Source organism: Streptomyces sp. 3330, assembly GCF_031456635.1.
GTDB lineage: Bacteria > Actinomycetota > Actinomycetes > Streptomycetales > Streptomycetaceae > Streptomyces.
Genome location: NZ_JAVDVA010000006.1, coordinates 162804 through 185103, shown reverse-complemented (window position 1 = coordinate 185103; position 22300 = coordinate 162804). Strand labels below are relative to the sequence as shown.

The window sequence follows — 22300 nt, the reverse complement described above, 5'->3', positions numbered from 1 at the left end:
CCGCAGCAAGCACCCGTCACAGGAACGGACAACGGAGGATGGTCATGCACGGCACCCCACACATCGTCAGCGATGTCATGACCCACACGGTCGCCGCGGTCGGCGGCGGGGCGACGTTCAAGGAGATCGTGCGGCTGATGCAGGACTGGAAGGTCAGCGCCCTGCCCGTCGTCGAGGGCGAGGGCCGTGTCATCGGCGTCGTCTCCGAGGCGGACCTCCTGCCGAAGGAGGAGTTCCGCGACAGCGACCCCGACCGGTACACGCAGCTGCGCCGTCTGTCCGACCTCGCGAAGGCCGGCGCCGTGACCGCGCGGGAGCTCATGACCTCCCCCGCGCTGACCGTCCACCCGGACACCACGCTCGCCCACGCCGCCCGGACCATGGCCCGGGCGAAGGTGAAGCGGCTCCCCGTCGTCGATGCCGTGGGGCTGCTCGAAGGCGTCGTCAGCCGCGCCGACCTGCTCAAGGTCTTCCTGCGCACCGACGAGGAGATCGCCGAGGAGGTACGGCGCGAGGTCGTGTCCTACCTGTTCCCGGCGCCGACCGCGAACGTGCGCACCGACGTGCGCGACGGCGTGGTGAAGCTCGTCGGCCACGTCCGCGACACCTCCCTGGTGCCGGTGGCGGCCCGGCTGGTCCGCGCGGTGGAAGGGGTCGTCGACGTGGAATTCGACCTCACCCGGCGCGCGGAGCCGACCGACGCGCCCACGGACGTCACCGAGCACGTCGAATCCGCCTGAACCCGCCCGGAACGGCGCGCGACCGCCCGGTCCCCGCGGCGCCTCCGTGTGAATGGGGCCGGTCGGCCCTAGTACATCGGGTCCGGGCGCGTGATGATCGGCATCATGGACAGCTCACCGTCTGTCCTCCGTCGGGGAACGAGGGGTCGCCACATGCCAGAGCCACGCGTCTTCACCGAGCAGAACCCGATCCGGGTGTTCCTGCTGGACGACCATGAGGTCGTCCGTCGCGGTCTGGCCGACCTGCTCGACGCCGAACCCGACATCACGGTGATCGGCGACGCCGGCACGGTGGACCACGCGCTGGCCCGCGGCCCGGCCCTGCGCCCCGACGTCGCCGTCCTCGACGTACGCCTTCCGGACGGTGACGGCATCTCCGTCTGCCGGGAGCTGCGCAGCCAGATGCCGGAGCTGGCCTGTCTGATGCTGACCTCGTTCGACGACGAGGAGGCGCTGCTCGACGCGATCATGGCCGGGGCGTCCGGCTACGTCCTCAAGCAGATCAAGGGCTCCGACCTCGTGTCGGCGGTCCGCACGGTCGCCTCGGGCCAGTCGATGCTGGATCCCGCGACCACGGCCCGCCTGATGCGCTCGCTGCGGGCCGACCCGGCGGAGACCCCGGCCGTGCCGTCCGAGCTGGCGAGCCTGTCGCCGCGCGAGCGGGACATCCTGGCGCTGATCGGCGACGGCCTGACCAACCGTGAGATCGGCAAGAAGCTCTACCTGTCCGAGAAGACCGTCAAGAACCACATCTCCCGGCTGCTGGCCAAGCTGGGCGTGCAGCGCCGGGTCCAGGCCGCCGTTCTCGCCTCGCACCTGGAGCAGCCGGAGGCGAGCGAGCACCGGACCAGGTGACGGGGACCGGTTCCGCCGGAACCGGGCGACGCGCCGGCCGCGGCCCCGACCCGGCTGCGGCTTCCCTCGCGCCCGCCGGGCGCCCTCAGGCGCGTCCGGTCTCCGCGGCGAAGCCGTCGAGCAGGGAGAAGGTGCGCGCGGGCTGTTCGAGATGCGGCAGGTGGCCCGCTTCCGGCACGACGTCGAAGCGGGCGTTTCCGAACGAGGCGGCGTACTCCTTGCCGTACGCCGGGGTCGCGATGCGGTCGCTCTCGCCCCACAGCACGAGGGTGGGGACGGTGACGGCCGCGAGGCGGGGGCGGAGGGCGGGGTCGCTCATGGCGGGTCCGCCGGAGAAGACGCGCAGGGCTGCCATGTTGGCCCGGAGGGCGGCGAGCCGTTCGGCCGGGACGGTCGCCGGGTCGACGTAGAAGCGCTCGGCGTCGTGGTACGCGTACTCGGCGACGCCGCGCGCGTCGAGGGAGAAGAAGTCCCGGACGGGTGCGCCGTCGACCTCGATGCCGACCGCGTTCATCAGGACGAGCCCGCTGATCAGGCCCTCCGTGTCGGCCGTGGCCAGCTCGGCGGCGATCCAGCCGCCGAGCGAGGAGCCGACGACCAGGACGTCGGACAGCCCGCGGTCCCGCAGGAGGCGCAGGTAGACGGCGGCGAGGTCGGCCACGCGGGTGAGGTCGTCGGGCCGGGGGGTGCCGTTCCAGCCCGGGTGGGTGGGCAGCAGGGTGGGCGCGGTCGCGGCGAAGTGCTCGGCGATCGGGGCGACGGTGGCGGGCCCGCCGCCACCGTGCAGGACGAGGACGGGGCGGCCGGCGGCGGGGCCGGATGCGAGGAGCGTCAGGTGCGGAGTCATGACGAGGACGGTAACTAAAGATATTTATATAAGCAAGCTTAGTCAGAGTCGCCGATGGGGCTGCCGCGCAAGCTCCAGGGACTCCCCGGGGACGGGAGCGGCCTCTGGGGCTCGCCCCGCGGCACTCCTCCGACGAGCGCGAACGCCGGCACCCCGGGCCCTGGCCGAACCCACTCCCCGGCCGGGTTCACCTCACCCGAGTGCGGACCCGCCCCGCGCCGGAAGCGTCAGCTCGCCGTTCCCGCCGCCCAGAGCACGGTGTCGCCGGACTTGATCACCACGTTCCCGTCGGCCTGGAACACGAGGACCGCTCCCGGGTGGCCATCGGTCCGCGAGGCCCACACGGCCCGACCGGCGCTGTCGTAGACGACCAGGTTGCCGTCCGCCTGGAAGCGGGCGGTGTTGCCCTCGCCGCTGGTCATCGCGGCCCAGCGCGCCGTCTGGTCCTGGTCGTAGATCACCAGGTTGCCGTCCTGCTGGATGATCAGACTCCTGGAGGCGGCTGCCACGGACTCGCCGGTGGCCAGCTCGAACGGGGCCTGTACGACCCTGGCCGCCCCGTCCCCCGCCGGCGACTCCTGGCCCGCCGGGGACTGCCCGGGCTGCGGCTGCCGGGTGGAGGCGGCCGGCGACTTCTCCGCGGTCGCCGAGGCGGCCGCAGGGGACGACCGCCCCTTCCCGGACGGGGAGGAGCCGGCCGAGGAACGCTGCGTCCCGAAGTGGACGGCGGCCACCACGGCCGTCACGACCGCGACCGCCGCGACGCCCGCGGTCAGCAGCACGGCGGGCCGAAGGCGTCGGCGCGGCTCCGCCGGGGCCGCGAGAACGGTGTCGGACCTCGTCGCCGGAGCCGGTTGCCGACCGGAGGGAGTCACGGTGGTGTGGTGCGCGAGATCGACCAGGGTGCGTGCCGAGTGCTCGGTCGCGGTCAGTTCTCCGGCCAGCACGGTCGGGCATTCGTCGGCCCATCGCCCCGACCGGCCACCCCTCTCCTCCAGCCATGCGCCGAGCCGCGCGGCGGTCGGACGCCCCGCCGGGTCCTTGTCGAGACACGCCGTCAGCAGCGGCACCAGCTCCGGGGGGACGCCCGTGAGGTCGGGTTCCTCGTGGACCACCCGGTACAGCAGGGTGGCCGCGGGTATCTGCTCTCCCGCGCGCGAGAAGGGACCGCGTCCGGTCGCCGCGTACACCAGCGTGGCGGCCAGCGAGAACACGTCGGCGGGTTCGGCGGCGACGCTGCCGACGGCCTGGTCCGGCGCGAGGAAGCCGGGAGAGCCCACCGAGACGCCGAGATGGGTGTGCCGGCTGTCGTCGGCGGCCCGTGCGACGCCGAAGTCGATCAGCCGTGGCCGGTCGCGGGCCAGCAGGACGTTCCCGGGCTTGACGTCCCGGTGGGCGAGCCCGGCCTGGTGCACGGCCTGCAGGGCGCCGCACAGTTCGGCGGCGAGCGAGAGCAGCGCGGTCCGCGGCAGCGGGCCGTGGGCCGCGACCCAGTCGGCGAGCGACGGCGCCGGCACGTACTCGGTGGCCAGCCACTGCGGGCGCCGGCCCGGGGCGCTGTAGTCCACGACGGTCACGGTCCACGGCGAGCGGACCCGGTCGCTGTTGCGTATCTCGCGGGCGAACCGCTCCTCGAACCCCGGCTCGGAGCTGAGGTCGTCGCGGATCGTCTTCAGCGCGAGCAGCCGGCCCGAACCCGTACGGGACAGGTACACCTGCCCCATACCGCCCGCACCGAGCCGGCCGAGCAACGGATAGCCGCCTATGGACGTCGGATCCGAAGGCTGAAGGTTGTTCATGACGACTGTTCCCCGGAAGTGTGCTGCAGCGCTCGGACCCACGCGCTGGGCCCTGGCTTGCGTGCTGGTGAGCAGGGTGCTCCGCGCCCGCAAGTATGCCGGACGGGTTCACCCGTCGCTCACACTCCAACTCGCCTGCACGGAGCAGAAGTTGTGCCCGGCAGCGGAATTCCCGGGAACGGCGGACCGGATCGCGAGAACCCGGCGGGCACGGGGGAAACCGCGGACATCCGCACGCCGGCGGGCGAATGCCCGTCGGCCGCCGCGCTGTTCGGAGCACCGGGTTCCGGGGGACGCCGACCCGGCGGAGGGCCCGTCACACGGCCCGCGCGTCACGCGCGACCCGCCCGGCGCCCTCCCCTGTGCCCCGACGCTCCCCCGTTCCTGCCCTTACGGACCCGGACTTCACCCCTCAGGCCTCCCCGAGCCCGTTCCCGCCGCCGGTCACCGCCCCTGGGGCTCGTACTTCGGACGGTCGCGCGGGCGTCCGTGCCCCGCGCCGACCGCCGACCGCCGTCCGCCGTCCGGTGACCGCCGAGTGGTTCAGCCCTGGGTGCGGGCCGGGAGCCGCCATCCCGGGCGGGGGAAGTGGCAGGTGTAGCCCTCGGGGTAACGCTCCAGGTAGTCCTGGTGCTCGGGCTCGGCCTCCCAGAAGGGGCCCACCGGCTCGACCTCGGTGACGGCCTTGCCCGGCCACAGCCCGGAGGCGTCCACGTCCGCGATGGTGTCCTCGGCGATCCGCTTCTGCTCGTCGTCCACGTAGTAGATCGCCGAGCGGTAGCTGAGGCCGATGTCGTTGCCCTGGCGGTTCTTGGTGCTCGGGTCGTGGATCTGGAAGAAGAACTCCAGGAGCGTGCGGAAGTCGGTCTTCTCCGGGTCGAAGAGGATCTCGATGGCCTCCGCGTGGGTGCCGTGGTTGCGGTACGTCGCGTTCGGCACGTCACCCCCGGTGTAGCCGACCCGGGTCGCCGTCACGCCGGGGAGCTTGCGGATCAAGTCCTGCATCCCCCAGAAGCATCCGCCCGCAAGCACGGCCCTCTGCGTCTGCGCTGCCATCTCAGTGCCTTCCGTCTCTCTCGCCTCGGATCCCGCGCTGCTCGCGCGCACACCGTCGACGTACCGGTCTTCGTGGATACAACAGCACGTGAGAGGCCCGAACAATTCCGCGCCGGGCCCGACGATCCTCCTCACCGATTCGAAAGGCGCGTCCGGACGACGTGAGGCGTGCGACGAGGCTCCCGTGCCCGCCCGGGGGGCGGGCGTACACGACCGGGTGGGGGCGGCGCCGGCTCCGGCTGTCGAGGACGACGAGGACCGACGGCGGCCCGCCCGCCGGGCCACGCGTCACAGCGCCCGCTTACGGTCGTGCGTGCGCGGGCAGGGTGAGAATCTCGGCTCCGTCGTCGGTGATGGCGATGGTGTGCTCGCTGTGCGCGGTCCGGCAGCCTGTCGCGCTGCGCAGCGTCCAGCCGTCGGCGTCGGTGACGAGGCCGGCGGTGTCCTCCATGACCCAGGGCTCCAGGGCCAGCAGCAGTCCGGGGCGCAGCGTGTACCCGCGGCCCGGCCGTCCGGTGTTCGAGATGTGGGGGTCCTGGTGCATGGTCGAGCCGATGCCGTGGCCTCCGAACTCGGTGTTGACGGGGTAGCCCGCCTCAGCGAGAACCGCGCCGATGGCGTGGGAGAGATCACCGATGCGCGCTCCGGGCCTGGCGGCGGCGATGCCGGCGGCGAGCGCGCGTTCGGTCGTCTCGATCATCGCCACGCTCTCCGCCGGCCTGGCGTCGCCCACCAGGAAGCTGATCGCGGCGTCCGCGGCCACCCCGCCCCTGGTCACGGCGAGGTCGAGGGTCAGCAGATCCCCGTCCTCGAGCGTGTACTGGTGAGGCCGCCCGTGGAGCACCGCGTCGTTGACGGCCGTGCAGATGTAGTGCCCGAACGGGCCGCGCCCGAAGGACGGCGCGTAGTCGACGTAGCAGGACTGCGCTCCCGCCTCGGTGATCATCTCCTTGGCCCACTGGTCGATGTCCAGCAGGTTCGTCCCGACGGTGCTGCGCTGCCTCAGCGTGTGCAGGATGTCTCCGACCAGGGCGCCGGTGCCCCTCGCCCGCTCGAGCCGCGCGGAATTGAGGATCTCGATCATGGGGGGACCTCTCGTGTACGTCCAATAACTATCCCGGTCCCACTGTACCGGTATTAGAATAGGGTCATGGTCAGGTTGCCGCTCACCCCGGCCGAGGTAGAACGCGGACAGCGCCTCGGCGCCCTGCTCCGCCGAGCCCGGGGCTGCCGCTCGATGCTGGAAGTGGCGCTCGCCTCGCGCATCTCTCCGGAAACCCTGCGGAAGATCGAATCCGGTCGTGTGGCCACCCCCTCCTTCCCGACCGTCGCGGCGATCGCCGGCACCCTCGGGCTGTCTCTCGACGCCGTCTGGGCCGAGATCGAGACCGATCGGGCGGAGCGAACCGTCGGGGACCGGTCGGCCCTGCCCGTCGTACGGCGTCCCTCGCTGGTCTCCTGACACCCCCTCCGCATGGAGTGGGCGGGCTCGCGGGCCGACGCGTCCTACGCCGTGCGGCCCAGGCGGAAGCGGGGATGGGCCTCGGCGCGGCCGGTGGCGAGGTCGGCCGCCATCGCGCCGATGAGCGGCGCGAACTTCGCGCCGTGTCCCGAGCACGGCGAGACGACGACGAAGGGGCCCCGGCGGTCCAGGACGAAGTCCTCGTCCGGGGTGGTGGTGTAGAGGCACGTCGTCTCGGCGACGGGGTCGGGCTCGAGGCCCGGGAGGCGGTCGCGCACGAACCCGCTCACCCGCGTCCGTGACGACGGGTCCACGACGGCGCTGCGGGTGCGGGCGGTGGCCGGTGTGCCGCGGTCGTGCTCGGCGACCTTGACCGCGGGGCGCGGGCCCCCGTCGCCGCCGGACGGCAGCCCGTACAGGTGCAGCGCCCCGTCCCAGATCAGGGTCGGCCACGCGACGGACGGGTCCCGCTGCGGGAAGTGGAAGACCTGCTGCTGGGTCACCGCCAACGCCGGCAGGGCGAAGGGCAGTTCGAGCTCGGGCAGCCAGGCCCCAGCCGCGAGCACCACCGTGTCGGCGACGATCTCGCGGCCGTCGTCGGTGTGCAGGCGCACCCTCTCGCCTCCCCCGGCGTCGACGCCGGTGACGCGGGCGCCGGTGATCACTCGCGCTCCGTGGGCGATCGCCCGCCGGACGCAGGTCCCGACGGTCCGGTCGGCGTCGACCACGCCGGCGTCCGGGTGGTGGAGCACCGGTCCGGTGACGCGGATGTACGGCCAGCGTTCGGCGGCGGCTTCCGGGCCGAGGATCTCGTGGGGCACTCCGGCCGCCCCCAAGAGGTCGGCGATCACCTTCGGATCGTGGTCCTCGCCCATGTCGAGCCCACCGGTCGTGCGCAGCAAGGAGGTCGAGCCGTCGTGCTCCAACTCCCGCCACTGCTCGTACGCCTGTCCGGTCAGCCGTACGTAGAAGGGGTCGGCGTACGCCCGCCGGAAGATCCGTGAGCTGCCGTGCGAACTCCCGTGCCGGTGGCCGATGTCGTACGCCTCGACGAGCGTGACCTCGTGGCCTCGGCGGGCCAGTTGCCAGGCGGTGGCCGCGCCCATGAGTCCGGCGCCGACGACGGCGATCACATTCCCTCCCCGGGAGTCCGGCCGGCGCCCGCGAGCGGACCGCGGACCGTGGCACCAGCCCTGATCGTACGGGTGGCCAGGTCCGGGGGTTCCCGGTGGTGGGGGCGGGCGGGTGTCCGGGGCGCCGATCGCCGACGGGCGCCCCGGCGCCGGACGGCGCGCCGAAAGGGGCCCCGGACGGTTCCGTGGGCCCCTTTCGGCGGGTCGTCGTGCCGGTGTCGTCAGTGCGGGGCGGCCACCGGCGTGCCCGCGGTCACCGTCGCGGGCCTGGGGTGCAGCAGCCGTTCGGCCAGCTCTCCGAAGACGAGGCCGAAGCCTGCCCAGAGGGTGACCTGCATGGCGAGGGCGGACAGCCGGAACCGCCACAGCAGGGCGGCCGGGAAGTCGCTCGGCACCTCGTTGACGGCGGGCAGGAACGCGTAGGCCGACCCGATGGCGAGCACGAAGCCGAGGACGGCGGCGACGGTGGCGTGCCAGGCGCCCAGCCTCGGTGCGAGCCGCTTGCCCAGCATCACCGCGGCGACCGCGAGCAGCACGCCGAGCACCATCATCAGGAAGTACAGGGTGGTGCGCTTGCCGATGGTGTCGGGGTCGCCCACCGCGGGCGGGTTCGCCGGGTACTTCAGGAAGGGCACGACGTACACGGCGAGCAGGGCGCTCCCCGCCAGCAGAAGTGCCGTGGCCCGGGGGCCGAAGCGGCCGACGCGGCCGAGGGCGAAGCAGAAGGCGAGGGCGGCGATGCCGCCGAAGGCCACCCCGTAGATCAGCACGCCGGTGGCGAGGCCCGCGGTGGACTGGAGGCTGCGGGAGACGAGTTCCACCTCGTGGTGCTCGTGGGCCGGCGCGTGGGACTCCTCGAAGCCGATCGCGCTGTCGACGTTCGGTTCACCGAGGAAGTAGGCGACGATCAGGGCGAGCACGCCGGCGGCGAGACCGGCGAGCATGCCCCGCACGAGCAGATTTCTTACCGTTGTGGAGTTCATGGAGGTGCTGGGGTTCCCCTCGGGTCAGTGGCAGGGGAAACCGAGCAGGTGGCGGGCGTCGTGCACCCACTCGTGAACGTCCTCGCCGGAGACGACGGCCGTAGCGCCCTGCTCCGCGCCGACGAAGTACAGCAGGACCAGCATCAGGACGCCGAAGAAGACCGCCCAGGGGGCGATGTCCTTCAGCGGCAGCTTGGCGGGTACGGCAGGCGTGCTGGCAGTCGGCTGGGCGACATGCTGCGCCATGGCAGGACCTCCTCTGGGAGTTCGCGTCCCATCTCGGTGGTGCACATGACGACGGCCACGGGTCTGACTCGCGGTGCGCCCCTTCGGGGTTCACCGTCCACAGTGGCGCGACCGTGCCGGGTTCTCACCGGCTTCCGTCTCGCCGTCGTCGATATCAGAGCGACGGTACCGCGTGCCGGGCCCCCGGCCAATACCGCCCCGCCTGGCGTGATTCCGCTCTCCGCGGCCGAGTGGCCCGGATCACCACGCCGGCCCCGCCCGCCGGACGGACGCGACGGGGGTGCCCGCGAGATGGCGCCCCGTCAGACGAGCCCGAGTTCGCGCTCGCCGAGCGGGGCGAAGAAGCGCTCCACGTCGGCCGCGGACACCTCGTCGAGGGTGGCGGGCGACCAACACGGCGCGCGGTCCTTGTCGATGACCTGGGCGCGGATGCCCTCGACCAGGTCGGGCGTGGTCAGGGCCGCGCAGGAGACGCGGAACTCCTGCTCCAGCGCGCGTTCCAGCGACCCGAGCCGCCGGGCTCGGCGCACGGCGGCCAGGGTGACCTTGAGCGCGGTGGGCGACTTGGCGAGCAGGATCTCCGCCGTCTCCTTCGCCGCGGGATCGCCGTGGGCGCACAGCCGTCGGACGATCTCCTCCACGGTGCCGGCCGCGTAGCAGGCGTCGATCCACTCCCGCCGGCCGGCCAACTCGCCCTCCGGCAAGGGCCGCACATGACGCTCCAGGGCGTCCCCGACGGGCAGGACGGCGAGGTCGGCGAGGAGATCGGGAAGCGACCGGGACGGCACGCAGTGGTCGGCGAGCCCGCACGCCACGGCGTCCCCGGCGCCGATCTGCGCACCCGTCAGGGCGAGATGGGTGCCCAGTTCGCCCGGGGCGCGGGCGAGCAGGTAGGTGCCGCCGACGTCCGGCACGAAGCCGATGCCCGTCTCGGGCATCGCGATCCTCGACCGCTCGGTGACGACCCGCACGCTGCCGTGCGCGGAGACGCCGACACCGCCGCCCATGACGATCCCGTCCATCAGGGCGACGTAGGGCTTGGGGTAGCGGGCGATGCGGGCGTTGAGGTGGTACTCGTCGCGCCAGAAGGCGGCCGAGGCGGTGCCGTCGCCGTCGCGGGCGTCGTCGTGGACGGCACGGATGTCGCCGCCCGCGCACAGGCCGCGCTCCCCCGCGCCGGAGAGGACGACGGTCTCGACGGCCGGGTCGCGCTCCCAGGCCGTCAGCGCGGCGTCGACGCGGCGCACCATCGTGTGGTTCAGGGCGTTGATGGCCCTCGGGCGGTTGAGCGTGATGTGGGCGGCCCGGCCGGTGGTGTGCAGCAGGACGGGGTCCTCGACGTCGTTCATCCGGATGCCTCCGCCAGGCCGCGGGCCACGTTGACGCGCATGATCTCGCTTCTTCCTTCCAGGGTGCCGTACGCACAGGTCATGGACGATCTTCTCCGTACCGTGCTCACCGAGGAAGCCCCGGCCCCGTCGCCAGGGGGAGCCGAGCCGCCCACCGGGCATCCGGCGCCCCGGGCGCGCGGACAGGGCTCGCCCCGACGCGGATGGTGGGCGAGCCCTGTCCACCGGCTCCGATTCTCGGGCCCCGGAGCACGGCGGGCCCACGAGTGCGGGGGCGCCGGCCGTGGTGAACCGCGCACACCCCGTACGAGTGGCGCACACCCCCTCACGGGACCGCCGGCCCGCGGCCGGATCCGGACGCGTGACCTCGGCCGCACCGGGGAAGGCACATCCCGGCGGGGCGCCCGCGGGTGTCCGTGCCACCGCCCCGCTTGATCGCCCGCCCCCGGCGGCGAGTGATACTGGCCTACGCACGCCGTCACCACCCTCACGAATGGACTGACACACATCTCCGCGACCGTTCCGCCCACGACGCCCTCCACGGTGTGGCAGACCCGTGGCCGTCACACCGGCCCCACCGCCCCGGACGTCCTGCGCAAACACCTTCAGGCACTCAAGGACGCCGAGACCGTCCAGGACTTCATGGAGCTGCCCGACACCGACACCCCCGAAGGGGAGACGGCCTTCGAAGCCCGGTGGCTGATCGCGGAGGAGGTGACGGTCCGTGCCCGGCTGAGGCTCGCCGAGTGGTCGGGCCAGGGCCAGGAGTGGACGCTGACGGCGGAGGCGGAACGGCCGTGGGACCAGCGGTGGCCGTCGCCCGCCGGGATGTTCTGGTCCTGGGAGGCGGACACGCCGTGGGGCAACGAGACCGTCACCGGTGAGCGCTTCCTCACCACCAACCCGCTCCCCGCCGACGAGAAGGAGCTGCGGCGCGTGCTCCGGGGCGCCCTGCGGGACGCCTGGACGATCCATCTCGTCGTGCACGAGGCGATGACGCCCGACGAGCGGGGCCGGCGGTCGCTGGTGCCGCTGCTGCCGCCCGGCCTGCACCACCGGGTCATCGAGCACCGCGCGGCCCCGCACCAGCTGCGCACCGTGAACTGGGCCCTCAAGGAGTCCGGGGTGGAGGTGCCGCGCGGCGGGGCGCTGGTGCTGCCCGGCATCCCCGCTCCGGCCGACTACGACGCCGCCGACCACTCGGTGCGCAGCGTGTTCCTGGACGGGACGCATCCCACCGAGCTGCTGGACGCGGTACGGCGCTTCGCGGCGCTGCCCAGGCCGCTGCCGGAGGACGCCGACGCCGCGCTCACCGCGCTGCGGGAGGAGTGGCAGCTGCTGACCCCGGAGGAGGAGCTCGCCCGGGAACGCAAGCTCGTGGTGATGTACAAGGAGGCGCTGGAGGCGATGACGGAGTCCCGGGACCTGTACCGGGAGGCCGCCGAGCACGCCCACGAGGCGCTGGCCGCGTACCGCGAGGCGGCCGCCGAGGCCGTGGAACCGCGGCAGGCGCCGGCCAGGAAGAGCGGCTCGCCGTTCCAGCAGCTGGGCCGGACCCTGGAGCGGTTCAGGGAGACGACCAAGAGCCTGCGCCCGTTGGCGCCGGCCGCGCCCGCGGCCCGGGTCGAGCCGTCGGAACACGACCGTCCGGCAGGCGCCGGGGGCGCCACGGGCGGTGACGCGCCCGAGGGGACCGGCCGGTAGGCGTTCCTCCGGGGCCCGCCGGGCGTCCGGGGCCGAATTCCCTCGTACCGGGACGTGTCACTCGCCCCACTCTGGATACGCGGTCCCCACGGCACCACGGACCGCCCCGGAAGGGACCAGGACATGGGCAGTGAGCACGGCCCCCGGTCGTCGCCCCACCGAAGCGACACGACGCTGCGCGTCAACGGCAAGCCGCACACCCTCACCGTCGACCACCGGCGCGTGCTGCTGGACGTCCTGCGGGAGGATCTGGACCTCACCGGGGCGAAGAAGGGCTGCGACCACGGTCAGTGCGGCGCGTGCACGGTCCTCGTGGACGGGCGGCGCGTCAACAGCTGTCTGCTGCTCGCCGTCGCCCTGGACGGCAGCGACGTGACGACCGTCGAAGGCCTGTCCGCCGACGGCGAGGACCCGCATCCGCTGCAGCAGGCCTTCCTGGAACGCGACGCCTTCCAGTGCGGGTACTGCACGCCGGGGCAGATCTGCTCCGCGGTGGGCGCGCTCGCCGAGGCCGAGTCGGGCCACCCCTCGCACGTCACGGACCCGGCGGCGCCCTCCGGACGGCCCGTCGCGCTGGACCGGGACGAGATCCGCGAGCGGCTGAGCGGCAATCTGTGCCGCTGCGGCGCGTATCCGCGCATCGTGGACGCGGTCGAGGACGTGACCGGGGCGGGCGGCACATGACCGGGCCTGCGGTCCGGGGCCGCGACCGGGGCAACCAGAGGACGTGATCCGTGGAAACCTTCGCCTACGTACGGGCCGGCAGCCTCGCGGAGGCCGCCGCAGCCTTCGCCGCGCACCCGGGCGCACGCTATCTGGGCGGCGGCACCAACCTCGTCGACCTGATGAAGCTCGGCGTGGAACGGCCCACCGCCCTCGTCGACGTCACCCGGCTCCCGCTGAACGAGGTGACGGAGCTGCCGGACGGGTCGCTGCGCGTCGGCGCCCTGGTCCGCAACAGCGACCTCGCGGCCCACCCGGGCGTCCGGGACCGCTATCCCGTCCTCTCCCAGGCGGTGCTCGCGGGCGCCTCGGGTCAGCTGCGCAACGCCGCCACGACCGGCGGGAACCTGCTCCAGCGCACCCGCTGCCCCTACTTCCAGGACGTCTCCAAGCCCTGCAACAAACGGGAGCCGGGCAGCGGCTGCGCCGCGCGGGACGGCGTGCACCGCGACCACGCGGTGCTCGGACAGTCCGACCACTGCATCGCCACCCACCCCTCGGACATGGCGGTGGCGCTGGCCGCGCTGGACGCCGAGGTCGAGCTGTACGGCACGGCGGGCGTGCGCCGGGTGCCGGCGGCCGGGTTCCACCGGCTGCCCGGGGACGAGCCGGAACGGGACACCGTGATCGAACCCGGCGAGCTCGTCACCGCCGTCCTGCTGCCCGCCGCCGCGGCCGGGCTGCCGTCCGCGTACCGCAAGGCCCGCGACCGGGCGTCGTACGCCTTCGCGCTGGCCTCCGTCGGCGTGGTCCTCGAGGTCGCCGACGGGGTCGTCGCCGATGTGCGGATCGCCTTCGGGGCGCTGGCCCACCGCCCGTGGCGGGCCCGGCGGGCGGAGGAGGCGCTGCTGGGCGCGGCCCCCACCCGGGCCGCCTTCGAACACGCCGCCGAGCTGGAGCTGTCCGAGGCCAGACCGCTGCGCGACAACGCGTACAAGGTGCCGCTGGCCCGCAACCTCGCCGTCGACGTCCTGACGCGACTGGTGCCGCACGAGGAGGACTCATGACCGCCGTGGGCGCTCCCGCCGAGCGCAGGGAGGGCCGGGAGAAGGTCACCGGGACCGCCCGTTACGCCGCCGAACACCACCTCCCCGGGCGGCTGTTCGCCCGTCCCGTCCCGGCGCCGGTCGCGCGGGGGCGGGTGACCGAGGTCGACGACGGCGCGGCGCTGGCGCAGCCCGGTGTCGTCGCCGTGCTCACCCATCGCAACGCGCCCCGCCTGGCCTCGGCGGACGACGCCACCCTCGCCGTGCTGCAGAGCCCCGAGGTGCCGAACCGGGGCTGGTTCGTGGCCCTGGTGGTGGCCGAGAGCCCGGAGGCCGCCCGGGCCGGCGCGGCCGCCGTGCGGGTCGTCTGCGCCGAGGAGAAGCCCGACGTCATGCTCACCGGGACGCACCCGCAGGCGTACGTCCCCGAGAAGATCAACGGGACGTTCCCGGGCGTACGGGAATGGGGGCACCCCGACGACGCGTTCGCCGACGCGGACGTGCGGGTCGACGTCGGCTACCGGGTGCCGCCCCTGCACAACCACCCCATGGAGCCGCACGCCAGCACCGCGCACTGGGACGGGGAACGGCTCACGGTGCACACTTCCAGCCAGGGCAGCACGGTGGTGCGCGCCGTGCTCGGCGCGATGTTCGGGCTGGCCGACGAGCGGATCACGGTCGTCGCCGAGCATGTCGGCGGCGGTTTCGGGTCCAAGGGCACGCCCCGGCCGGACGTGGTGCTCGCCGCGCTGGCCACCTGGCACACCGGCCGGCCGGTCACCGTGGTCCTGCCCCGCCGCATGCTTCCCACCACCGTCGGCCACCGGGCGTCCACCCTGCACCGGCTGCGCCTGGGCGCGGACTCCGTCGGCCGGCTGACCTCGCTCGTGCACGAGGTGACCACCTACACGTCACGGATCAAGGAGTTCGTCGAGTACGCGGGCATCCCGTCCCGCGTCATGTACGCCGCCCCGAACCTGCGCAGCCTGCATCGCGTGGTCCGGCTCGACGTGCCCACGCCGTCGTGGATGCGCGCTCCCGGCGAGGCGCCGGGCATGTACGCCCTGGAGTCGGCGATGGACGAGCTGGCCGAGGCGGTCGGGACGGACCCGGTCGAGCTGCGGATCCGCAACGAGCCGGCGACCGAACCGGACAGCGGCAAGCCGTTCAGCAGCCGGCACCTGGTCGAATGCCTGCGCGAGGGCGCCCGCCGGTTCGGGTGGTCCGACCGGGATCCCCGGCCCCGGTCGCGCGCCGCAGGCCCGCTGCTGCTCGGGACCGGCGTGGCCGCCGCCACGTACCCGGTGCAGGTGTATCCGTCGAGGGCGGCCGTGCGGGCCCTGCCGGACGGTTCCTTCCTCGTCGAGGTGAACGCGGCGGACATCGGCACCGGCGCCCGCACGGTCCTCGCGCAGGTCGCCGCGGACGCCCTGCGGACGCCGCTGGAGCGGGTGCGGATCCGGGTGGGCAGCAGTGATCTGCCCGCGGCTCCGCTGGCGGGCGGTTCCTCGGGCACCGCCTCCTGGGGCTGGGCGGTGCACGACGCCTGCGCGCAGCTCGCCGCGCGGCTGGCGGAACGTCAGGGTCCGCTGCCCGAGGAGGGCTTGGCGGAGCACGCCGACACCAAGGGGGCGGCCGACGCCGAAAGTCCCTTCGCACGGCACGCGTTCGGGGCGCACTTCGCGGAGGTCGCCGTGGACACGGTGACCGGCGAGGTACGGGTGCGCCGGCTGCTCGGCGTGTACGCGGCCGGACGCATCCTCAACCCCCGTACCGCGCGCTCCCAGTTCGTCGGCGGGATGACCATGGGCCTGGGCATGGCGCTGACCGAGGGCAGCACCCTCGACGCCGCCTTCGGCGACTTCGCCGAGTCGGATCTCGCGGCCTATCACGTGCCCGCGCACGCCGACGTCCCGGACATCGAGGCGCACTGGATCGACGAGGACGATCCGCATCTCAACCCCGTGGGAGGGAAGGGGATCGGCGAGATCGGCATCGTGGGCACGGCGGCGGCCATCGGCAACGCCGTGCACCACGCCACCGGCGTCCGCTTCCGCGAACCGCCGCTCACGCCCGACCGGGTGCTGACGGGCCTGCTGGAGGCCCCTCAGCACCCGATGCCCGGCTAACCGTCGCCGGGCGGGCGGGACGTCAGTCCGCCGTGCTCGGCGCCACGGGCGTCCGCCGTCCGTCCAGCAGGCTCACGAGGAGCGCCAGCAGGGCCGTCAGCGCCGCGGCGGCGGCCACCGGGGCGGCGAGCCAGGCCGGGGCGAGGGCGGCCTCCGTGAACCCGGACAGTCCCGTCGTCCCGGCGCGCCGGGCGAGGAGTTGGGCGCCGGCCAGCGCCGTCGGCACCAGAACGGCCGCCAGGAGCAGCGCCGGACCGGGGCCGCGGGTCAGCAGCAGGGCCAGCAGCAGGCAGATCGCGGTCGCCGCGCACAGGGCCGCCAGGAGGCCCGGCGGGACGCCGTCGTGGTGCACGGGGACGTGTGCGGCGCCGCACAGGGCCAGCGCCAGGGCCGCGGCCCGTCCCGGCCACGGCACGACCGCTCCGGGCCGGTCCGGCGCCGTGCGCGGCGGCTGGGGAGGCGGCTGCGCCGACGCCGGTGCCGTGGGCCGGAGTTCGGCGCCGGCCGGGTCCGCGGGGGACGGCGCGGGCGGCCCGTCACCCGGCGGCGCCGCCGGGTGCTCCGCCAGGCCGGCCCGCCGGCGCGCGAGCCGCTCGACGAGTTCCACGACCTCCTCGACCGGCCGGTGGGTGGCAGCTGTGCGGACCGCCTCCTCGCCGCAGTGCGGTGCGAGGGGAGCGCGGTGCAGCAGCGCCATGAGCAGGGTGACCTCCTCCACGGAGCGGCTCTCGGCCGCGGCGCGGATCATGTGACCGGCGTGGTCGGCGTCGTGCGGCGGCCGGGACAGCACGTCCACCAGCCGGGGCACGTCCTCCAGGGGCCGGTCGGTGCCGACCACGCGCAGCACGCCGGCCGCCGCGTCCCCGCCCCCCTCGGACTGTTCGAGCAGGGTGACGAGCCGGGCGACGTCCTCCAGCGGCCGGTGGGCCGCCGCGGCGTGGAGGAGACCGTCGACGGGGTCGGGGTACGCGGGGCCGGTCCCGCCCGGCGGGCCGGCGTCCGGTTGGTGGACGGGGGCGGCCGGCGGCATCGGGGGCGGTGTGGTGGGGGCTGCGGCGGAAGCGGCGGCGAGGGGTGGGACGGAACGGTCCGTGACGGGCCGTGTGGAGCGGGTGATCATGCTGAGCTCTCTCTGGAGGGTGCGGTCGCCTCTGCACCCCCGAGATGCGACACGCGACGTGACCCTGCCCATTACAGGGGCCGTCCGGCGCACCGCGCCACTCGGACGCGGCAGCCGTGTGAGCCTCGTCCGATGCGGTAATCCCGCGGGAATGGGGAATCCGTGAACCGAAAGCGGGGAATTCGAGTAGGAGCAGACGCCGCGCGACGGACCATTCGGGAGGGCCCGTGGATGCGCCAACCACGCTCGTCGTCGTCGCGGTGCTGGCCGCCGCGGCGCTCTTCGCCGTGGCCGCCACCGTGCTCGTGCGTCTGGTCCGCGCCCGCCGCGGCCTGAGACGAGCAGGGCTTCCCACCGGACCGCGCTGGGTGTTCTGGGGAGCGGTCCTGTACTTCGTGCTTCCCACCGACGTACTGCCGGACCCCGTCTACCTCGACGACATCGGCGTCCTCCTGCTCGCCCTGCGTTCCCTGCGCCGCACCCCCGGCGGCGCGCCCGAGCGCCTCCCCGACTGACCGTCCGGGAAGAGGTTTTCACCCCTGCTCGACCCGATCTCCCCTGCTCCGCGCCCTGTTCGGCGCCCGACCGCGCGGTGATCACGGAGAGTAAGGAAACCAACCACCCGTTCGATTCGTATAAGTGACTGAAGGACGCACCTATCCAGCACCACGCAGCGGGCCCGAGTGACGTCGCACAGCGGCACCGCTTGATCGAAGCAGTACCGACGAGGGAGAGACGATGCAACCGTTCACGCTCAACTACGCGCGCCCTGCGGCCGAGTTGGAGTTCAGCACTCCGTACGCCTACGACCCCGGAATGCAGTTGAACGTCACTCTCGACGGCCGGATCGCCGCTCGTGACCACGCCCTCCTGAGAGAACTCGGCACCACGACCTCGACGGCGGGCTCCAAGACCCACTTCGACGACTGAACACGGGCCGACGAAAATGACCGTGCTCATCCTTACCTGTGAAGAGGACGTCACGGCGGACATGGTGGTCGTGCACCTGAACGCCGCGAGCGTCCCCGTCGTCCGGCTGGACCCGGCCGACCTGACCCACTCCGTCGCGCTCTCCGGGGAGTACGTGCACGGGGCCTTCCGGGGCCACCTGTCGTCCGCCGGACGGCTGGTGAGCCTCGACGGGCTGCGGTCGGTCTGGGTCCGGCGGCCGGGCGCGGCGGCGGCCCGGGCGGCCCAGCCGTCCGCGTGGCTCACGGAGGAGGCCTCACAGGCGCTGTACGGCATGCTCCGCGGTACCGGGGCACGCTGGATGAACCACCCGGACGCGTCCCGGCGCGCCCGGCACAAGCCGTGGCAGCTGCGGCTCGCGCAACTCAGCGGGCTTCCCGTCCCGGCCACGATCGTCACCACGTTCCCGCAGGCCGCCCGCGAGTTCGCGGACCGCTACCCGGATCTGGTGGTCAAGCCGGTGTCCGGGGCGCACCCCCAGGACCCGCCCCGGGCGGTGCCCACCACCCGGGTCCCGCCGGGCGCGGACTTCGCCGCCGTCGCCTACGGTCCGACCCTGCTCCAGCGCCGGGTGGCCAAGCGGGCCGACATCCGGCTGACCGCGGTCGGCGACCGTATCCTGGCCGCCCGCAAGGAGACGGCCCCCGGCGGCGACCCCGACGTGGTGGACGTGCGCTACTCCCCCTCGGCCGGGCCGTGGCGTCCCGTCGACGTCCCGCCACGCCTCGCCGAGGCCGTGCGCAGATATCTGAGGGAGGCGGAACTGGCCTACGGCGCCTTCGACTTCGCGGAGGACGCCGACGGGACGTGGTGGTTCCTGGAGTGCAACCAGTCGGGCCAGTTCGGCTTCGTGGAGGTGGACACCGGGCAGCCGATCGCCCGCACCATCGCGGAGTGGCTGGCCGCGGAGCCCCCGGAGCGCGACGCCCGGCAGGCCGACCGGTGCGGCTCCGCCGCCTCGTGACCCGCCCGGGCGCGGCGGGCGCCGCCGGGGCGCACCGCCGCGCGGGATCCGGCTCGGGGCCGCCCTCAGACGGCCAGGGACAGCCCGCTCTCCGGGTCGCGGGCCGGCACCGCCGCCGCGGACTCGAGCAGGGCGTCCGCCGCGGCGAGCGCCTCCCGGACGTCGGGCGTGTCCATCAGCACGCACAAGGTGTACGTCACGTCCTGTAGTTCACGAGCCGTCTGCGGGTTGTCCCACTCCGCCTGAGCGATCCTCAGCGTCGCGTAGCGGGTCAGCAGCGTCCTGGCGACCTTCGGGTCCGGAACGATCACGAGCGCCCCTCTCTCCTGTTTGCGCTGCGTGTGCCCGGACCCGGCCGAATCATGCACGGCGGGCGGGAATGTCACCCGCCGGTGTCACGATCCGGCCATCCGCGCTCAGGCGACCTGGCCGCTGTGCAGCTCGGTGTACGCGCCGCCCCGGCGCAGGAGCTCCTCGTGCGTACCGGTCTCCAGGATCCGCCCCTCCCCCATCACCACGATCCGGTCCGCGCCGCGCACGGTGGACAGCCGGTGCGCCACCACGAAGGTGGTGCGGCCGCGCAGCAGCCGGGCGAGGGCCTGCTGGACGAGCGCCTCGGAGCGGGTGTCCAGCGCGGACGTCGCCTCGTCCAGGACCAGCACCTTCGGGTCCCGGATGAGGGCGCGGGCGATGGCGAGCCGCTGCTTCTGCCCGCCCGACAGCCGTGCCCCGCGCTCCCCGACAAGGGTGTGCAGGCCCTCCGGGAGCCGGTCGACGAACTCCAGCGCGTTGGCGTCGCGCAGGGCCGCGCGGACGGTCTCCTCGTCGCTCTCGTCCTCCATGCCGTAGGCGACGTTCTCGAGGATCGTGCCGTCGAAGAGGATCGACTCCTGCGGCACCACCGACACGAACCTGCGGTAGGTGCGCAGGTCCAGGCTGTTCATGTCGGTCCCGTCGAGCAGCACCCGGCCCGAGGTCGGCCGGATGAAACCGATGACGAGGCTCAGCACCGTGGACTTGCCCGCGCCGGACGCCCCCACGAGGGCGACCGTCTCCCCGGGGGTGACCGAGAGGGTGAAGTCGCGCACCGCCGTGCTGCCGCCGTCGTAGGCGTAGCCGACGTCCTCGAAGGTCACGGAGCCGTGCAGCGCGCTGAGTTCCGACTTGCCCTCGTTGTCCTCCAGTTCGGGCGCCTGGAGGACCTCGCCGACCGAACGCACCGACTCCAGGCCCTTGGTGATGACCGGGGCCAGTCCGGTCAGGGTGGTGGTGGAGTTGGTCAGGGTGGTCAGGAAGGCGCTCAGCATGACGACGTCACCGGCGGTGACGCCCCAGACGCCGTAGTACGAGATCAGCGCCGCGCCGGTGAGGACGAGCACCCCGATCACGTTGAGCAGCACCCAGGCCAGCGAGCCGAAGCGGCCGTTGAGCAGGTCCAGGCGCATGCCGGAGGTGAGCAGCCGGCTCAGGGTGCCGTCCATGCGGCGCAGCGCCTTGCCCTCGAGCCCGTGGGCGCGGGTGACCGGGATCAGGCGGGTCATCTCGGTGACGCGCGAGGACAGGGTCTCCACCTCGTGCCGGAAGTCCTCGTTGTGGCTGCGCAGCCGGGCCCTGAGGCGGTCCACGAGGAGGGCGGCGACGGGCACGACGACGAGGAAGACGGGCACGAACTCGGGGGTGCGCACGGCGATGATGACGAGTCCGCCGGTGAGCACGGTCAGCGCGCCGAGCCCCTGCTCGGCGGTCTGCTGCACCATCTGCTCCACGGTCTCCACGTCCCGCACCACCTTGGCCTGGAGCACGCCGGCGCTGACCCGGGAGTGGTAGCCGATGGACAGCTGCTGCATTCGGGTGCACAGCGCGGAACGCAAGGTGGTGCCCATGCGGCGGACGCTGCCGTAGAGCAGCCGCACGTAGAGGAGGTGCAGGGGGTAGTTGACCAGCAGGATGAACAGGATGACGCCGGTGCTCGTCCAGAGTCTGCCGATCGGCTGGTGCTGGACGACGGTGTCGATGAGGGACGCGGTGATCAGCGGCAGCAGCCACACCGGGCTGTGCTTGACCGTGAACACGCCGACCGCGCCGGCGAGGCTGCGCCGGTCGGCGCGCAGGAGGTAGGCGAGGGTGCGGATCGGGTGCTCGCCCCGGTAACGGTGGTCGAGCGGTCTTTCGTACGACGACGCCATGGACGGCGGTCCTCCTGGTGGTCGTGTCAGACGACGGCGTCCAGCTCGGCGAGTTCGGCGGCGGTGAGGACGAGGTCCGTCGCGGCGAGGGAGTCGAGGATCGTCTCCGGGCGGCTCGCGCCGGGGATGGGCACCACCACCGGTGACCTGGCGAGCATCCAGGCCAGGCAGACCCGTTGCGGGCTGACCCCGTGGGCCTCGGCCACATGCGCGAACGGGGCGTAGGAGGAGCCCAGTTCACGGGCCCGGGAGATGCCGCCGAGCGGGCTCCAGGGCAGGAAGGCGATGCCGAGCTCGTCGCACAGGCGCAGTTCGGGCTCGCTGGAGCGGAAGGCCGGGGAGAACTGGTTCTGCACGGCGACCAGGCGCCCGCCGAGGATGTCGTTCGCCTGTCCGATCTGCTCGGGGTTCGCGTTGGAGACGCCGACGGCGCGGATCTTGCCCTCGTCCAGCAGCTCCCGTACCGCGCCGACGGACTCCTCGTAGGGGATCCGCGGGTCGGGGCGGTGGAACTGGTACAGGCCGATGGCCTCCACGCCGAGCCGGCGCAGCGAGGCCTCGCAGGCCGTCCTGAGGTGCCCGGGGCTGCCGTCCAGGGTCCAACTGCCGTCGCCGGGGCGCAGATGGCCGCCCTTGGTGGCGACCAGGACGTCCCGTCCGAGGTCGTGGCGGGCGAGGGCCCTGGCGATCAGGGTCTCGTTGTGGCCGACCTCGTCGGCGTGGAGGTGGTAGGCGTCGGCGGTGTCGATCAGGGTGACCCCGGCGTCCAGCGCGGCGTGGATCGTGGCGAGGGACCGTGCCTCGTCCGGGCGTCCTTCGATCGACAGGGGCATGGCGCCGAGGCCGATCGCGCTGACGTCCAGGTCACCGATACGGCGGGTCTGCATGGGCTCGCGACCTCTTTCGGATGCGGGCGGGCAGGGGTGAGTCCGGTGCACCGGGAGGTGATCGCGGTGCACCGGACGTCCTCCAGCCTGGCCCCGCCGTCGGCCGCGGGTCCAATGGAGATAAGCGAACGCATTCAGCACCGGGGCCGCTGAATCGCGCAG

Annotated in this window: 22 protein-coding genes and 1 riboswitch; of the genes, 10 read left to right on the top strand and 12 right to left on the bottom strand. The window is 73.6% G+C overall.

Annotated features, from left to right (window positions below; all coding sequences use genetic code 11):
• Window positions 1–44 precede the first annotated feature (44 nt).
• Window positions 45–740 carry a CBS domain-containing protein gene (locus J2X68_RS12870; protein WP_310432624.1) on the top strand — a complete coding sequence of 232 codons (696 nt, stop codon included), beginning with the start codon at window positions 45–47 and terminating at the stop codon, window positions 738–740.
• A 153-nt stretch (window positions 741–893) separates the two neighbouring features.
• Window positions 894–1595, top strand: a complete 702-nt coding sequence (locus J2X68_RS12865; protein ID WP_310432623.1) for a response regulator transcription factor — start codon at window positions 894–896, stop codon at window positions 1593–1595.
• Between the two features lie 85 nt (window positions 1596–1680).
• Here the strand turns inward: J2X68_RS12865 and J2X68_RS12860 are convergent, their stop codons facing one another.
• The 4 genes from J2X68_RS12860 to map all read right to left on the bottom strand — a co-directional run bounded on the left by J2X68_RS12860 (window position 1681) and on the right by map (window position 6381).
• Window positions 1681–2442, bottom strand: a complete 762-nt coding sequence (locus J2X68_RS12860; protein ID WP_310432622.1) for an alpha/beta fold hydrolase — start codon at window positions 2440–2442, stop codon at window positions 1681–1683.
• Window positions 2443–2669: 227 nt separating this feature from the next.
• The gene (locus J2X68_RS12855; RefSeq protein WP_310432621.1) at window positions 2670–4241 is read right to left on the bottom strand and encodes a protein kinase domain-containing protein; all 1572 of its coding nucleotides are present in this window, start codon (window positions 4239–4241) and stop codon (window positions 2670–2672) included.
• Between the two features lie 543 nt (window positions 4242–4784).
• Window positions 4785–5297, bottom strand: a complete 513-nt coding sequence (gene msrA, locus J2X68_RS12850; RefSeq protein ID WP_310432620.1) for a peptide-methionine (S)-S-oxide reductase MsrA — start codon at window positions 5295–5297, stop codon at window positions 4785–4787.
• Between the two features lie 301 nt (window positions 5298–5598).
• Entirely contained in the window at window positions 5599–6381 is a 783-nt protein-coding gene (map, locus tag J2X68_RS12845) for a type I methionyl aminopeptidase (protein ID WP_310432619.1), read from the bottom strand.
• Between the two features lie 66 nt (window positions 6382–6447).
• Between map and J2X68_RS12840 the strand changes: the two genes are divergently transcribed.
• Window positions 6448–6759: a helix-turn-helix transcriptional regulator gene (locus J2X68_RS12840; protein WP_310432618.1), complete on the top strand. Its 312-nt coding sequence runs from the start codon at window positions 6448–6450 to the stop codon at window positions 6757–6759.
• A gap of 44 nt (window positions 6760–6803) precedes the next feature.
• Here J2X68_RS12840 and J2X68_RS12835 read toward each other — a convergent pair whose 3' ends face one another.
• The 4 genes from J2X68_RS12835 to J2X68_RS12820 all read right to left on the bottom strand — a co-directional run bounded on the left by J2X68_RS12835 (window position 6804) and on the right by J2X68_RS12820 (window position 10470).
• Entirely contained in the window at window positions 6804–7892 is a 1089-nt protein-coding gene (locus tag J2X68_RS12835; RefSeq protein ID WP_310432617.1) for an FAD-dependent oxidoreductase, read from the bottom strand.
• A gap of 221 nt (window positions 7893–8113) precedes the next feature.
• A complete protein-coding gene (locus tag J2X68_RS12830) occupies window positions 8114–8875 on the bottom strand; it encodes a CbtA family protein (RefSeq protein WP_310432616.1) in 762 nt (253 codons plus the stop codon).
• Window positions 8876–8899: 24 nt separating this feature from the next.
• Window positions 8900–9121, bottom strand: coding sequence for a CbtB-domain containing protein (locus J2X68_RS12825; protein WP_310432615.1), 222 nt, complete (start codon window positions 9119–9121; stop codon window positions 8900–8902).
• Window positions 9122–9182: 61 nt separating this feature from the next.
• Window positions 9183–9257: riboswitch (cobalamin riboswitch) on the bottom strand.
• Window positions 9258–9423: 166 nt separating this feature from the next.
• On the bottom strand, window positions 9424–10470 hold the full coding sequence (locus J2X68_RS12820; RefSeq protein ID WP_310432614.1) for an enoyl-CoA hydratase/isomerase family protein: 1047 nt from the start codon (window positions 10468–10470) through the stop codon (window positions 9424–9426).
• Between the two features lie 543 nt (window positions 10471–11013).
• On the opposite strand from J2X68_RS12820, the gene J2X68_RS12815 reads away from it, so the two are divergent.
• From J2X68_RS12815 to J2X68_RS12800, 4 genes are all read left to right on the top strand, one after another.
• The gene (locus tag J2X68_RS12815; RefSeq protein WP_310432613.1) at window positions 11014–12174 is read left to right on the top strand and encodes a hypothetical protein; all 1161 of its coding nucleotides are present in this window, start codon (window positions 11014–11016) and stop codon (window positions 12172–12174) included.
• 123 nt (window positions 12175–12297) lie between these two features.
• Window positions 12298–12858 (top strand): 2Fe-2S iron-sulfur cluster-binding protein, encoded by a 561-nt coding sequence (locus J2X68_RS12810; protein ID WP_310432612.1) that lies wholly within the window; start codon window positions 12298–12300, stop codon window positions 12856–12858.
• A 50-nt stretch (window positions 12859–12908) separates the two neighbouring features.
• Complete coding sequence (locus J2X68_RS12805) at window positions 12909–13904, top strand: xanthine dehydrogenase family protein subunit M (protein ID WP_310432611.1); 996 nt, start codon at window positions 12909–12911, stop codon at window positions 13902–13904.
• The gene (locus J2X68_RS12800) at window positions 13901–16012 is read left to right on the top strand and encodes a xanthine dehydrogenase family protein molybdopterin-binding subunit (protein WP_310432610.1); all 2112 of its coding nucleotides are present in this window, start codon (window positions 13901–13903) and stop codon (window positions 16010–16012) included. Before J2X68_RS12805 ends, J2X68_RS12800 begins: the two co-directional genes overlap by 4 nt.
• 22 nt (window positions 16013–16034) lie before the next feature.
• Here the strand turns inward: J2X68_RS12800 and J2X68_RS12795 are convergent, their stop codons facing one another.
• Window positions 16035–17132 (bottom strand): hypothetical protein, encoded by a 1098-nt coding sequence (locus J2X68_RS12795; protein ID WP_310432609.1) that lies wholly within the window; start codon window positions 17130–17132, stop codon window positions 16035–16037.
• A gap of 227 nt (window positions 17133–17359) precedes the next feature.
• Here J2X68_RS12795 and J2X68_RS12790 point away from each other — a divergent pair, with 227 nt between their 5' ends.
• The 3 genes from J2X68_RS12790 (at window position 17360) to tgmB (ending at window position 19065) form a co-directional block, all read left to right on the top strand.
• Window positions 17360–17647 (top strand): DUF1232 domain-containing protein, encoded by a 288-nt coding sequence (locus J2X68_RS12790; protein ID WP_310432608.1) that lies wholly within the window; start codon window positions 17360–17362, stop codon window positions 17645–17647.
• Window positions 17648–17870: 223 nt separating this feature from the next.
• Window positions 17871–18062 carry a putative ATP-grasp-modified RiPP gene (gene tgmA / locus J2X68_RS12785; RefSeq protein WP_020129087.1) on the top strand — a complete coding sequence of 64 codons (192 nt, stop codon included), beginning with the start codon at window positions 17871–17873 and terminating at the stop codon, window positions 18060–18062.
• A gap of 16 nt (window positions 18063–18078) precedes the next feature.
• Entirely contained in the window at window positions 18079–19065 is a 987-nt protein-coding gene (tgmB, locus tag J2X68_RS12780; protein ID WP_310432607.1) for an ATP-grasp ribosomal peptide maturase, read from the top strand.
• A gap of 65 nt (window positions 19066–19130) precedes the next feature.
• On the opposite strand, the gene J2X68_RS12775 is transcribed toward tgmB, so the two are convergent.
• The 3 genes from J2X68_RS12775 to J2X68_RS12765 all read right to left on the bottom strand — a co-directional run bounded on the left by J2X68_RS12775 (window position 19131) and on the right by J2X68_RS12765 (window position 22138).
• Window positions 19131–19376, bottom strand: a complete 246-nt coding sequence (locus J2X68_RS12775) for a DUF5133 domain-containing protein (RefSeq protein WP_310432606.1) — start codon at window positions 19374–19376, stop codon at window positions 19131–19133.
• A 105-nt stretch (window positions 19377–19481) separates the two neighbouring features.
• Window positions 19482–21251, bottom strand: coding sequence for an ABC transporter ATP-binding protein (locus tag J2X68_RS12770; protein WP_310432605.1), 1770 nt, complete (start codon window positions 21249–21251; stop codon window positions 19482–19484).
• A 26-nt stretch (window positions 21252–21277) separates the two neighbouring features.
• On the bottom strand, window positions 21278–22138 hold the full coding sequence (locus J2X68_RS12765) for an aldo/keto reductase (protein ID WP_310432604.1): 861 nt from the start codon (window positions 22136–22138) through the stop codon (window positions 21278–21280).
• Window positions 22139–22300 lie beyond the last annotated feature (162 nt).

Bases quoted from the DNA above. Each gene is read 5' to 3' on its own strand.
- J2X68_RS12870 (WP_310432624.1), top strand. From the start codon at position 45: ATGCACGGCACCCCACACATCGTCAGCGATGTCATGACCCACACGGTC.
- J2X68_RS12865 (WP_310432623.1), top strand. From the start codon at position 894: ATGCCAGAGCCACGCGTCTTCACCGAGCAGAACCCGATCCGGGTGTTC.
- J2X68_RS12860 (WP_310432622.1), bottom strand. From the start codon at position 2,442: ATGACTCCGCACCTGACGCTCCTCGCATCCGGCCCCGCCGCCGGCCGC.
- J2X68_RS12855 (WP_310432621.1), bottom strand. From the start codon at position 4,241: ATGAACAACCTTCAGCCTTCGGATCCGACGTCCATAGGCGGCTATCCG.
- msrA (WP_310432620.1), bottom strand. From the start codon at position 5,297: ATGGCAGCGCAGACGCAGAGGGCCGTGCTTGCGGGCGGATGCTTCTGG.
- map (WP_310432619.1), bottom strand. From the start codon at position 6,381: ATGATCGAGATCCTCAATTCCGCGCGGCTCGAGCGGGCGAGGGGCACC.
- J2X68_RS12840 (WP_310432618.1), top strand. From the start codon at position 6,448: ATGGTCAGGTTGCCGCTCACCCCGGCCGAGGTAGAACGCGGACAGCGC.
- J2X68_RS12830 (WP_310432616.1), bottom strand. From the start codon at position 8,875: ATGAACTCCACAACGGTAAGAAATCTGCTCGTGCGGGGCATGCTCGCC.
- J2X68_RS12825 (WP_310432615.1), bottom strand. From the start codon at position 9,121: ATGGCGCAGCATGTCGCCCAGCCGACTGCCAGCACGCCTGCCGTACCC.
- J2X68_RS12820 (WP_310432614.1), bottom strand. From the start codon at position 10,470: ATGAACGACGTCGAGGACCCCGTCCTGCTGCACACCACCGGCCGGGCC.
- J2X68_RS12810 (WP_310432612.1), top strand. From the start codon at position 12,298: ATGGGCAGTGAGCACGGCCCCCGGTCGTCGCCCCACCGAAGCGACACG.
- J2X68_RS12800 (WP_310432610.1), top strand. From the start codon at position 13,901: ATGACCGCCGTGGGCGCTCCCGCCGAGCGCAGGGAGGGCCGGGAGAAG.
- J2X68_RS12795 (WP_310432609.1), bottom strand. From the start codon at position 17,132: ATGATCACCCGCTCCACACGGCCCGTCACGGACCGTTCCGTCCCACCC.
- tgmA (WP_020129087.1), top strand. From the start codon at position 17,871: ATGCAACCGTTCACGCTCAACTACGCGCGCCCTGCGGCCGAGTTGGAG.
- tgmB (WP_310432607.1), top strand. From the start codon at position 18,079: ATGACCGTGCTCATCCTTACCTGTGAAGAGGACGTCACGGCGGACATG.
- J2X68_RS12770 (WP_310432605.1), bottom strand. From the start codon at position 21,251: ATGGCGTCGTCGTACGAAAGACCGCTCGACCACCGTTACCGGGGCGAG.
- J2X68_RS12765 (WP_310432604.1), bottom strand. From the start codon at position 22,138: ATGCAGACCCGCCGTATCGGTGACCTGGACGTCAGCGCGATCGGCCTC.